The following is a 13,376-nucleotide window of genomic DNA, read 5'->3' as shown; positions in this document are numbered from 1 at the left end:
GCAAAGATTTCTCACACAAATGTTAGAATAAGTGGTATAATTATCTGAAATAGTGAATTGGTAAATGAGAATTACCTCTGAAAAAGAGCGTAACTTAGGTTAGTTGAAGAATAACTTGGTATTTGTATATTGAAGAAGTTTTAGGTCAGATACATCAACTGAGTTATAATTATATAACTGACTGCATTTCACTACATATTATGACTTAAGGGGAGAATAAATTGGCTGAAAAATTAAAACCACGTACAGATATACCAGAAGAGTTAAAATGGGATTTAACAGCAATTTTCAAGACACAAGCAGAATTTGAGGAAACTGCAGAGCAACTTCCGAAAGACGTAAAAGCTTTTGCGGGAAAATATGATGGAAAGTTATCTAATGTAGATACTTTACTTGAAGCCATTCAATCTTACGAAGCATTAAGAGCGACAGCTTCTCACTTGGGACAATACGGTATGTTGCCGGTATCAGTAGATATTTCTAATGGTGAAGCACAACAGCAGGCGCGTCACGTATCCAATGTTCTAGCAAATGTGAGTGCAGATTTAAGCTTCTTTAACTCACAAATTCAAGAAACTGACGAGTCGACTTTGAACGCTCTTGTAGAAAAAGAGCCGAAATACGCTCCCTTTGTCCGTGAAGTAAAAGCGGCTAAAAAAGCTAAACTAGATCCGAGCGTTGAAAAAGCATTGGCACAATTAGGCCCTGTATTTGAATCTCCTTCTGAAATTTTTGAACAAGCTCGTTCTGCAGATGCAGACTTCGGTACATTTGAAGTAGACGGAAAAGAATATGAACTAAGCTTTGTCCTCTATGAAGAAGTTTATATGTATCACGAAGATCCAAAAGTTCGTCGTGCTGCCTATGATCAATTCAGTAAAGTGTTAAGCCAATATCAGAACGTTGTGGCAACAGCTTATTATACACACTTGCAAAGTGAAAAAACATTAGCAACCATGCGTGGATATGATTCGATCTTTGATTACTTATTAGAAAGTCAAGAAGTCAGCCAGGAGCTTTATAATCGTCAGATCGATATGATTATGAATGACTTTGCTCCAGTCATGCGTAAGTTCATCACTCATTTAAAAGAAGTTCACGGACTTGAAAAAATGACCTATGCTGACTTAAAAGTTGACTTAGACCCTGAATATACAACACCAATCACAATCGAAGAAACTCAAGACTTGGTCAAAGAAGCTATGGCTCCACTTGGAGAAGACTACGTCAACATGATCTTGCGCTCATATCCTGAACGCTGGACAGACTTTGCCCAAAATATCGGGAAACGTTCAGGTGCATTTTGTTCAACAACATATGGCAAACATCCATATGTAATGATTACTTGGACTGGAGAGCTAACAGATGCTTATACATTGTTCCACGAGTTAGGACATGCCGGTCAGGGAGTTTTATCAAATGAAAACAACCCATTAACAAGTGCTCGTCCATCACTTTATTTAATTGAAGGACCATCAACTTTCAACGAATTATTATTAACAGATTATCTGCAGAACAAAGCTGAAGATCCTCGAATGGAACGTTCAGTTTTATCTAAAATGATTTCTAAAACATATTTCCACAATTTTGTAACGCATTTGCTTGAAGCGGCTTATCAAAGAGAAGTGTATAAACTGATTGATGCAGGCAAGAGTTTTGATGCTAAGAAACTTAGCGAAATCAAGCGCAGTGTACTGGAACAATTCTGGGGTGACTCAGTAGAATTAGAATCCGGTGCAGAATTGACATGGATGCGTCAGATTCACTACTACATGGGATTATATCCATACACTTACTCTGCAGGTTTAACGATTGCGACCCAAGCATTCCTTAAAATCAAGAGCGGAGAAGAAAAAGTAGATGGCTGGTTAGAGTTTCTAGCATTAGGCGGACAAAAAGTTCCAGCTGAAGCAACTCTTGTAGCGGGTGTAGATATTACAACAGATCGTCCACTTTCAGATACAATCAAATATCTAGACGAGTCTGTTAATCGCATCATCGAATTGACTGGAGAACTTGAAAAAAATAATTAATTAAAACAAAAACCTTTGCATATAAATTCTGTAAAGGTTTGTTTTAGCTATTGTAAAAAATGCATTCTTCCGATAAAATGATACTAACTTATTTGATCGGAGGTGGAGGTTAGATGTTTCTAACTGCGAAAAAGCACGGAAAAGAAGAATTATATTTGTATATCTGTCGTGCTGAATTTTCTACTGTCATTGCATAATTGGATCAGTGTGTCCATTTTTAGCAATTGAATAGTAGAATCGCAGTGAAAACATCTCACCCCTGCCATTAATATACAAAATGGGAGAGCAGATTTGTGCTCTCTTTTTTTGTTGTAAATAGCCATAGGAGAGGATTCTTTTCTATGGTTGTTTGTATATATATAAACTTTTGTCTAACAATGGGTTTGAGGGTGAAGGACAAAAGGAGAAAATGATGATTATTTGTACAATGAACGGTGTTTCTCAAGCATATGGAGGAACTCAAATTTTTGAAAATATACAATTAGAAATAAAAGAAGGAGAAAAAATAGGATTAGTTGGAAGAAATGGAAGTGGTAAAACTACACTGATGAAATTGATAGCACAAGCGGAACAACCAAGCAGTGGAATGATTCATTGGAAAAAAGGATGCTCAATTGGATATTTAGAACAAATACCTAATTATTCTAGAGGAATCATTGTGAAAGATGTTTTACGTTCCACATTTTACGATCTATTAGAAAAAGAAAAGCAAATGCAAAGTCTAGAAATGGAAATGAGCAACGAAAAAAATGCCGATCGTCTGGAGCAGCTAGTGGAAAATTATGGATACATCCAAGAAACCTATCTTCAAGAAGGAGGATATGAGATGGATGCTAAAATCCAGCAAATCACTCAAGGATTAAATATAAATCGGCTATTGGATAAGAAGTTTGAGATATTAAGTGGAGGAGAACAAACCAAAATTGGTTTAGCAATGAATCTTCTTAGAAATCCAGACTTGTTGTTATTAGATGAACCAACGAATCATTTAGATTTTTTAGCTACAGAATGGCTGGAACAGTTTGTCAGAAATTATAATGGAGCAGTCGTCATTATTTCCCACGATAGATACTTTCTGGATGAAGGAGTAAGCAAAATAATTGATCTAGAAGATGGTGAATGTACAATTTATCATTCTAATTTTACTGGGTATATAAAAGAGAAAGAAGAAAAAATTTTAAGAGAATTTCAAGCTTATGAAGAACAACAACGTAAAATAAAGAAGATGAAAGAAAGAGCAAAAACACTGAGAGAATGGGCTAATCGAGCAGTTCCACCTAATCCCGGATTGCATAAAAAAGCTCGGCATATGGAAAGAATGATCGAAAGAATGGAGAAAGTTAAAAAACCGCATGTAAGTAAACAAATGAAACTGGACATAAAGACTTCAGATCGAAGTGGAAAAGATGTTATCGTTACTGAAGGAGTAGCCAAGTCTTTTGATGAAAGAGTACTATTAGAAGATGTGAATATTCATATTCGTTTCGGAGAAAAAGTGGCTTTAGTAGGGGAGAATGGTACCGGGAAATCGACTTTGTTAAAAATGATTTTAGGAGAAGAAAGGTCAGATTCTGGTCAAATAGATAGAGGCAGTAATATAAAAGTCGGCTATCTTTCACAACACTTATTCACTAAGGAAAAAAGTGAGAGGGTGATTGATGTTTTTAAAGAGAACTTCCAGATGACCGAACAGGAGGCTAGGACGAAACTAGCTCGATTTTTGTTTTATGGAAAAGATGTCTTTAACCAAATTTCAGGACTAAGTGGCGGAGAGCGGATGCGGTTGAGGTTGGCACAACTTATGGAAGAAGATATAAATTTTTTAGTTTTAGATGAACCTACTAACCATTTAGATATCGAATCCAGAGAATTAGTAGAAGAAACTTTGGAAAATTTTCAAGGAACCATTCTGGCTGTTTCTCATGACCGCTATTTTTTAGATAAAACATTCAATAAAGTATACTGGATAGATGAACAAAAAGTAGAGTTTTTCCCCGGAAGCTATTCATGGGCCAAAAGAAAAAAAGAGGAATTAAATAATTAGACAGTATGAACAGTAATGCCTGCTCTATAAATAAAGTAGCGTAGAAAAATAACTTGATAGCTGTGTTACAATTATAGGGCGCAAAGAGAAAAATACGAACAGTTTGTAAAAGTAGAAAAATGGAATTAGAATGTTGGAGGCAATATGGATACAATTTTCAAAACGTTGAAACACTACTATGGATATGATACGTTTCGTCCCGGACAAGAAGCATTGATCAATGCTATTTTAAATGGTAGGGACGTTTTAGGAGTAATGCCCACTGGAGGCGGCAAGTCACTATGTTACCAAATTCCGGCAATCATAATGAATGGTGTAACGATAGTGATTTCACCACTCATTTCTCTAATGAAAGACCAAGTCGATGCATTACAGACGATGGGAGTTAGAGCAGCTTATATCAATAGCCAATTATCTTATTTTGAACAACAAGTAATTATCGATGAAGCAATCAGAAATGAATTGGATCTATTGTATGTATCTCCAGAACGTTTGGGAAATGAACAATTTCTATATTCTGTACGTCGCATGAATGTGAACCTGGTTGCAGTCGATGAAGCTCATTGCGTCTCTCAGTGGGGACATGATTTTAGACCAAGTTATCAAGTGATCCCACAAATCATGGATGTATTGCCTTCACGACCACCTTTTGCAGCATTTACTGCAACGGCAACGACAGTTGTTCAGCGGGATATGATTGATCAGCTGAATTTAGATCAGCCTTTTCAGCATATTGCCAGTTTTGACCGACCAAATCTATATTTTTCAGTAGTTAAACCGGATAAAAAAAGCAATGAACTGAGTCGAATTTTAGATAAAAAAGAATCTAGTATCATTTACTGTAATACCCGTAAAAATGTCGATACTGTATACAAATCGCTTAATAAAAAAGGTTTTCCTGTTACCCGTTATCATGCAGGAATCGAACCAGAAGAACGTATTATAAATCAAGATAAATTCTTATATGATGAAAAACCGATCATGGTAGCAACGAATGCCTTTGGAATGGGAATTGATAAATCTAACGTGCGAAAAGTCATTCACTATAATATGCCGCTTGATATGGAGAGTTACTATCAGGAAGCCGGACGTGCTGGAAGAGATGGAGCACCTGCAGAAGCAATTCTTTTCTATTCAGCACAGGATATCATTACGAACACGATGCTGATTGAACAAGGAAAATCACCACATGCCAAGAAAAATCTGAATTCTATGATCACTTATTGTAAAACGGGAAACTGTCTGCGTAAAAGTATTTTAAAATACTTTAATCAAGAAGTGGAGTGGCAGGAATGCGAATACTGCTCTAACTGTGATGAAGAAACAATCACAACCGATATCACTGTCGAATGTCAGAAAATACTATCTTGTGTTTATCGAATGAAACAGATGTATGGAGCTGGGTTAGTGACGGATGTTCTTCGCGGTAAAAAGACCAGTCGGATTCAACAGGTGAACTTTGATGAACTGAGTACGTATGGCATCATGTCAGATTACACTGATGGGGATATTAAAGATATGATTTCAATAATGGTCAGCGATAATTATTTGAGATTAGGTGGGGATCAATATCCTGTGCTGCAGTTTACAGAAAAAACAGCTGATTTGCTTAAAGGGAAAACGAAATTATCTATACGCAAGCAATTGAAACAAGAGCCAGTACACAAAACGAAAAAAATCGAAAATATCGAAAATTATGACGAAAAGTTATTCGAAAAATTAAGAAATATACGTACAAAGATAGCGCAGGAAATTGGTAAACCGCCTTTTGTCGTATTCACAGATAGAAGTCTGATTGATATGGCAGCTAAGTTTCCTCAAACTGATGAGGAATTTCTTGCGATCAATGGAGTAGGAGAAACCAAATTAGCTGACTATGGTGAAAAGTTTCTTCCAGTTATAAAAGCGTACGTGGAAGAACAGGGTTTGCAGACTGAAGAGTTGAGAATACAGAATGTAACGGAGAAAGAAGTTTCCAAACCAGTCAGTTCTTCAAAGTATTCTGGAAAAAACTCTATGGAAGAAACAATTGACCTTTTAAAGAATGGTCACTCAATTGAAGAAATAGCAGAACTTAGAGGATACACTACAAATACAATCGTCAATCACATCTGTAAAGCAATCGAAAATGAAATGGAGATAGGCTATAATCAACTCGTTTCAGCTGACGCAGAAGCAGAGGTCAGATCAGCAGTAGAAAAAGAAGGAAATGAATTCTTGAAACCAATCAAAGAAGCAGTTGATGAGTCGATTTCATACGACGCTATCAAATTTGTTTTGGCAAAAATGAAAAGTGAAGAAAATAATTAGTCACAAAAAACAGTCACAACTTACACAAAATAGCGTAAGTTGTGACTGTTTTTTAAAATCTTTTTATTGACCAATACCTAAAGCTGCTTGAGCAGCGTGCATACCGGCAACGCGTCCAGTAATAAAGGCACCCGTGATATTATAACCACCCGTGTAGCCATTATAATCTAAAATTTCACCAGTAAAGTAAAGATTTTGCATCTTTTTGCTTTCTAAAGTTTTGGGGTTGACTTCTTTAGTATTGACTCCGCCACCAGTAACGAAAGCTTTCTCAATCGGAAGTGAGCCGTTGACAGTGAAACGAAAGTCTTTAAAGAATTCAATAACCGAATCGATTTGAGCATGAGTCAACTGTTTCAATGGGGTTCCATCTTCAATATTCAATTTCTCAAGTCCAAACAATAGATAGCGCTCTGGAACCATTCCTTTAAGCGAGTTTTTCACACTTTTATCCCCAGCATCTTTAATCAGCTGAGCGATCTCTTGTCTCAGTTCATTAATCGTCTTGTCCGGCAAAGCGTCAATCATCATGGTAGCTCGATCCGTCTTGTCACGCTTCATCACTTGATGAACGAACATTGAACAACGCAGAACGGCAGGACCTGAAATACCAAAGTGAGTAAAAATCATATCCATACGGTGCGAAATTGCGGCTTTTCCTTTTTTGTTCAAAACACTTAAATTGGCATCTCTCAAAGCAAGTCCCTGCAGGACTCTTGCTTCAATAAACGGTTCGTCTGATGTGATAGGAACTTCTGTAGGATACAAAGGTTTTAATGTATGTCCAGCTTTTTTAGCCCATTGATAACCGTCTCCAGTGGATCCTGTCTTAGGCATTGCACGTCCACCGGTAGAAAGAATAATGCTTGAAGCAAGTAGGGTACGTCCATCTTTTAAACGAACGCCTTTGCTTTTCCCCTCTTCATATAAAACTGTATCTACAGGAGCATTCAAGAAAATTTCGACTTTGTTTTCTTCCATGATTCTTTTCAATGCTTCAACGATCGTTCTTGATTTGTCGGTCGTCGGGAACATTCTCCCGTGATCTTCTTCTTTTAAAGCAATTCCGTTTGAACGGAAAAATTTCATAATATCATAATTATCATATTGGTAAAATGCACTATATAAAAAGCGTCCGTTACCAGGAATATGGGTAATAATTTCTTCTTTATCACGGTTGTTGGTGACGTTACAACGACCATTACCCGTTACCAGCAGCTTTCTGCCCAGCATCTTGTTTTTTTCAACGACAGCAACTTTTGCGCCGGATTCTGCGGCTGAGATTGCGGCCATCATGCCACTCGTTCCGCCTCCAACGACAAGTACATCGTAGTGGGTCATATTATTTCCTCCTACTTACTCATTAAGCTATCCGTTACTGTACCATAATTTACAAAAATAGGCTATAAAAGATTGAGATAGTCGGATTTATGTAATATTTCAATAGATTTTTTCTATTTAATCAATTTCATATTTTACGATAAAAAAATATAGAAGGAAATAAATAGGACAATTCCGGATGATACTATTAATAACCGGCCTTCGAGTCTTTTATTTTTAGTGAACTCAACAAATCCATTAAATAATTGAGAAAGTCCCAACAGAAAAAGTATTAAAGTTGAAAATCTGAAATCTTGAGATAGTAATCCCTAATTCGCAAGAATGAGCACCATAACAGAAAATAGAATACTTATTTTTTTCAGCAAGTGTATCTCTCCTTTCTAAAAATGGATCTTGCCATATAATACTATCAGATATGATGTGTATGATCATTTTTAGATAGCAAAGATTGAGCAATCGTCAATAAATCATGCAATCTTTACAGTGTTAGTGTAAAATAGTTCTCGGTTAGTGATATCATTTCGTTTTCTAGACAAAAAGAAACGAGACCTTTAATCTAGTAGTTACCACACCAGTAGAAAAGAGGCCTCGTTATGAATCATATAATATCACAAATAGTTGAACTCTGGAAGAATGAAGAATCTGTTATCGATATAGAAAACAATTTAAACCTTTGGTTTCAAGGTTGGAATGAATGGTTAATGCAGCATGCCATAGAGAGAATAGATAAAGAACTTTATCAGCAGTATAAACATAAAGGCTGGCATGTAGACAATATTGAACCTCGAACTGTTCAATTTGTATTTGGTAAGATCACTTACTATCGGAGACGACTAAAAAAGGAAGGGAGACCATCTTTCATCGCTTTGGATAAAGCCTTAGGCTTACAAAAGTATAAGCGCTACTCTCCTAACACTCAAAAGGTGATGGCTCAATTGGGGGCTAATATGCCTTATAGACAGGCCAAAAAGTCTCTTCTGATAAGTAGTTCTGTGACAGCTAGCCATTCTACCATTCACCGTGTAACGCAAGAGGTTGGAGAAAAGGTTCAACACTACCTGTCTAAATATTACTATAAATCAGACCTTCCTAAGACTAAGCGAAAGAAGGTAAAAGCATTATATATTGAAGGTGATGGTTTGCTTGTTAAAGGAAGGCAAGGCGACTCTCCAACCATTCATCGCGTCATCGTACATGAAGGCATTGATAAAAAGAAGCAGAGACATACGCTTATAAACAAGATGGCATTTTCAAGTTTAGATTCCAGTAAAGACGCTTTTAAGCAAGCTGCTCATTATTTAAATCAAGTCTATGACTTGAAAGAGACACTTGTCATCACAAACAGCGATGGAGGAAGCGGGTATGAAAAAGATAAATTTGACACTATCGTTGGCTATTGTCATCGGCATGAACATTTTAGAGATACCTACCACGTACATCGAAAGGTAAAAGAACGTTTATCTTTCGATAAAAAAATGGAAGGATTAATGATAAAAGCTGTAAAAAAATTTGACTGGTCATTAGTGGAATCCGTTTGTGCAACAGCTGAAAGCAGATTGATAGACATGCCAGAAGAAAGCAAAGCAATACGCAAAGATCAAATTAAAAAATTGAAAAAATATTTGTATAGAAATTGGGAATACATCAAAAGCTTTAAACAACGTGACCTCCCCCTGTCCGATGGGACAGGCGTTTGTGAAACTGGACATCGTGTGTATAGTTACCGGACGAAAAGGCAGGGACGTAGTTGGACAAAAGCAGGTGTAGCTAATGTCGTAGCATTACTAACAGCAGAACAAAACAGTCTTCTGGAAAAAGCTTTGACCACAGAAGTTGATTCTATCGTTGAACCGTTAGGTGAAGATCTTAAGGGAGCAGTCCGTCAGGCTTTGAAAAAGCCTCGTTCAACCACACACACTGTTCAAACTGGGAAAATATCCAACTATGGCCCTGTGAGTAGCTTCATTGGGAAATTAGGCCGGGCATTTTCCTGAAAATATTAACACAACATAATTTCTGTTAATTCTACTAGTTAAAGGTTACCGAGAAAAACTTGACGCATACCTTTACAGTAAAGCGCTTGTATGTAATGGATTACATCCTATACACTGAATCTATAACAAATCGTTTTACTATTTAGAAACAGATAATTTATTCAAGGAGGAACATATATAATGGGATTCAGAAAAGACTTTTTATGGGGTGGCGCAACAGCTGCCAATCAACTTGAAGGTGGATACGATCAAGACGGACGTGGATTAGCAAATGTTGACGTAGTGCCCGTTGGAGAAGACCGCGGACCGATTATTACAGGACAAGTGAAACATTTTGATTTTGATGACGATCATTTCTATCCAGCTAAAGAAGCAATCGATCACTACAACCGTTTCAAAGAAGACATTGCACTGTTTGGAGAAATGGGCTTTAAAACGTATCGTCTATCTATTGCATGGACACGCATTTTCCCTAAAGGAGACGAAACAGAACCAAATGAAGCAGGATTGAAATTCTATGAAGATTTATTCAAGGAATGTCATAAATATGGTATTGAACCCTTAGTTACAATCACTCACTTTGACTGCCCTATGCATTTGATTAAAGAGTATGGTGGCTGGCGTAACCGTAAAATGGTTGATTTCTATGAAAATCTTTGTCGTGCAATTTTTAGTCGCTATAAAGGTTTAGTAAAATACTGGTTGACTTTCAATGAAATCAATATGATTTTACATGCTCCATTTATGGGTGCCGGATTAGCCTTTGATGAAGATGAAAACCAGAAACAAGTGAAATATCAAGCAGCTCATCACGAATTAGTGGCTAGCGCATTAGCAACTAAAATAGCCCATGAAGTAGATCCTGAAAACCAAGTAGGTTGTATGCTTGCAGCAGGTAAATATTATCCGAATACACCAAACCCAGTAGATGTATTTGCTGCCCAGCAAGAAGATCATGAAAACTACTTCTTTATCGATGTACAGTCTCGCGGAGAATATCCAGCATATGCAATTAAAGAATTAGAACGTGATGGAATCGAAATCCCATTTGAAGAAGGAGATAAAGAACTTCTTAAAGAAAACACAGTAGACTTTATTTCATTCTCTTATTACTCATCTCGTGTAGCATCAGGAGATCCTAAAGTGAATGAAAAAACTGCAGGAAATATTTTTGCTTCAATCAAGAATCCATATCTAGAAGCAAGTGAATGGGGATGGCAGATCGATCCACTTGGGCTGCGTATTACTATGAATGATGTATATGATCGCTATCAAAAACCATTATTTATTGTAGAAAATGGACTAGGTGCAGTAGACACCCCAGATGAAAATGGGTATGTAGAAGATGATTATCGTATACAATATATGGCTGAACATATTAAAGCAATGAAAGATGCTGTTGAATTAGATGGTATTGACCTTATGGGCTATACTTCTTGGGGATGTATCGACCTTGTAAGTGCCGGAACTGGTGAAATGAAAAAACGTTATGGTTTCATCTATGTAGACCGTGATAATGCGGGTAACGGAACATTGAAACGTACGAAGAAAAAATCATTTGACTGGTATAAAAAAGTCATCGCAACAAACGGTGAAGACGTAAGTAACGGTTAATTTACCGACAACATGTAATGAAACATAAGCGGGACGTCAGCTGGATATAGCTGACGTTCTTTTATTATCTCCAATATTCTAATCTATTACTAGCTAAGTTTCGTTTTTCTATTGTAGAGATGATCGTCTTTCTTTAAAATAAGACTAACTGACAAAGCAAGGAGTGAAAAAAATGGAAAATCTACAAGGACAGTGCCTATGCGGAAGAACCATTATCACCGTCAGCCAAATTACTCGTGATGTTACGGTCTGTCACTGTAGTATGTGCAGAAAGCAGGCAGCTGGCCCTATGTTTTACACAGATAGAGTCCCAGATAACCAAATCCATTTCAACCAAAAAGAGACAGTCGGCGTGTATCCTTCATCCAAAGAGATTGAAAGAGGATTCTGTAATCAGTGTGGAACATTCTTATTTTTCCGAAATACAAAACAGCAGATGACTTCAATGAATCCTGAGTTGTTCGATGAACAAATCTCAGCTTTGAACTTTGAGAAAGAAATTTATTACGACGACAAACCAAACTATTATGTTTTTGCAAATGAAACAGTCAAACGACCTTAACGGAGGAAAGAATAGTGAGTAAACAAACAGAATGGATTGAAGAAAAGACAATCCGCCAATTACAAAATGCCTTAGCTAAAGGTGAAACAACATCTAGAGAGTTGGTTTTGACTTATCTGAAACGAATTGCAGAAATCGATGCATCAGGACCGAAATTGAATGCAATTATTGAAGTAAATCCAGATGCTTTGTATATTGCAGATAAATTGGATGCACAGCGAAAAGCCGGAAAAGTATACGGTAGTCTTCATGGGATTCCCGTTGTCATAAAAGATAACGTGGATACTCAGGATAGAATGCATACATCTGCTGGATCTTTACTGTTGAAAGATCATGTCGCAAAAGCAGATGCCTTTGTTGTCGAGCAGTTGCGTAAATCCGGTGCAATTATTCTAGCGAAAACGAATCTGACAGAGTGGGCAAACTTTATTGCGGAAGATATGCCGACTGGCTATAGTTCCCGTGGTGGGCAGACAGTAAATCCTTATGGAAAAAGCTTTATAGTTGGAGGATCAAGCGCAGGTTCAGGAGCAGCTGTTGCAGCCAATCTGGCTACAGCAGGGGTTGGGACAGAAACTTCAGGTTCGATTCTTAGTCCAGCTAGTCAGAATTCGTTAGTTGGAATTAAACCGACTGTAGGTTTGATCAGTCGTAGTGGTATTGTTCCGATCTCAATTACTCAAGATACTGCCGGACCCATGACAAGAACTGTTGAAGACGGGGCTATTTTATTAAATGTATTGAACGGCGAAGATGAAAATGACCCGATCACTAGTACCAACCCTTTCGGGAAAAAAGATTTTACCGATTCTCTAAAAAAAGATGGTTTAAAAGGAAAGCGTATCGGAGTTGCCCGTAAGCCTTTCTTTGAATATGTAAGTGAAGAACATCGAAAAGTGATCGATGCTGCAATCGAAGAAGTAAAAGCAGCTGGTGCAATCATAATAGAGGATATCAAAATTCCTTCCGCTAATAATGATTGGGATATCAATGTAATGCTGTATGAATTCAAATCAGCAGTCGAGACTTATTTGAAGACCGTAAATGTGTCGACTGATTTAAATACATTAAATGATTTAATCCAAGGCAATCGCAGACTTGGAACAAAAGCACTGAAGTACGGGCAAGCATTATTCTATCAAGCAGAAAGAACGAGCGGTCGTTTGATAGATGCCGATTACTTGAACAGCTTAGTTTTTGACCAGGAACAATCTCGAGAAAAAGGCATTGATGCAGTGCTGGCAGACAATCAGTTAGATGCTATCATCACACCGAACAATGTGGGCGCAACTATTCCGGCTAAAGCGGGATATCCTTCAATCACGGTGCCAGCCGGCTATACTCCAGCTGGCGAACCAGTAGGGATAACCTTTACGGCTGGACAATACTCAGAACCAATGCTGTTAGAATGTGCTTATGCATATGAACAAAGTACTTATCACCGTAAGAAGCCAATATTTGATAAGAAAGAAGGATAA

At 37.2% G+C, this 13,376-nt stretch carries 9 protein-coding genes; 7 read left to right on the top strand and 2 right to left on the bottom strand.

What is annotated here, in order from left to right; all coding sequences use genetic code 11:
• Positions 1 to 221 precede the first annotated feature (221 nt).
• The 3 genes from pepF (at position 222) to recQ (ending at position 6,387) form a co-directional block, all read left to right on the top strand.
• Positions 222 to 2,033 carry an oligoendopeptidase F gene (pepF, locus tag BKP56_RS00240; RefSeq protein WP_072693103.1) on the top strand — a complete coding sequence of 604 codons (1,812 nt, stop codon included), beginning with the start codon at positions 222 to 224 and terminating at the stop codon, positions 2,031 to 2,033.
• Between the two features lie 412 nt (positions 2,034 to 2,445).
• The gene (abc-f, locus tag BKP56_RS00235; protein WP_072693101.1) at positions 2,446 to 4,077 is read left to right on the top strand and encodes a ribosomal protection-like ABC-F family protein; all 1,632 of its coding nucleotides are present in this window, start codon (positions 2,446 to 2,448) and stop codon (positions 4,075 to 4,077) included.
• Positions 4,078 to 4,221: 144 nt separating this feature from the next.
• Entirely contained in the window at positions 4,222 to 6,387 is a 2,166-nt protein-coding gene (gene recQ, locus BKP56_RS00230; RefSeq protein WP_072693100.1) for a DNA helicase RecQ, read from the top strand.
• Positions 6,388 to 6,450: 63 nt separating this feature from the next.
• Here recQ and BKP56_RS00225 read toward each other — a convergent pair whose 3' ends face one another.
• Both BKP56_RS00225 and BKP56_RS14190 read right to left on the bottom strand, forming a co-directional pair.
• Positions 6,451 to 7,728: an NAD(P)/FAD-dependent oxidoreductase gene (locus tag BKP56_RS00225; RefSeq protein ID WP_072693099.1), complete on the bottom strand. Its 1,278-nt coding sequence runs from the start codon at positions 7,726 to 7,728 to the stop codon at positions 6,451 to 6,453.
• A gap of 134 nt (positions 7,729 to 7,862) precedes the next feature.
• Positions 7,863 to 7,988, bottom strand: coding sequence for a DUF3953 domain-containing protein (locus BKP56_RS14190; RefSeq protein WP_198033958.1), 126 nt, complete (start codon positions 7,986 to 7,988; stop codon positions 7,863 to 7,865).
• A 333-nt stretch (positions 7,989 to 8,321) separates the two neighbouring features.
• Here BKP56_RS14190 and BKP56_RS00220 point away from each other — a divergent pair, with 333 nt between their 5' ends.
• From BKP56_RS00220 to BKP56_RS00205, 4 genes are all read left to right on the top strand, one after another.
• A complete protein-coding gene (locus tag BKP56_RS00220; RefSeq protein ID WP_072693097.1) occupies positions 8,322 to 9,722 on the top strand; it encodes an ISLre2 family transposase in 1,401 nt (466 codons plus the stop codon).
• 180 nt (positions 9,723 to 9,902) lie between these two features.
• Positions 9,903 to 11,336 (top strand): 6-phospho-beta-glucosidase, encoded by a 1,434-nt coding sequence (locus BKP56_RS00215; RefSeq protein ID WP_072693095.1) that lies wholly within the window; start codon positions 9,903 to 9,905, stop codon positions 11,334 to 11,336.
• Positions 11,337 to 11,508: 172 nt separating this feature from the next.
• Positions 11,509 to 11,898 (top strand): GFA family protein, encoded by a 390-nt coding sequence (locus tag BKP56_RS00210; RefSeq protein WP_072693094.1) that lies wholly within the window; start codon positions 11,509 to 11,511, stop codon positions 11,896 to 11,898.
• Positions 11,899 to 11,912: 14 nt separating this feature from the next.
• On the top strand, positions 11,913 to 13,376 hold the full coding sequence (locus BKP56_RS00205) for an amidase (protein ID WP_156849189.1): 1,464 nt from the start codon (positions 11,913 to 11,915) through the stop codon (positions 13,374 to 13,376).

It is taken from the genome of Marinilactibacillus sp. 15R (assembly GCF_001895285.1).
GTDB lineage: Bacteria > Bacillota > Bacilli > Lactobacillales > Carnobacteriaceae_A > Marinilactibacillus > Marinilactibacillus piezotolerans.
The sequence above is the reverse complement of the archived record's forward strand: the minus strand, read 5'-3'. Positions and strand labels throughout refer to the sequence as shown.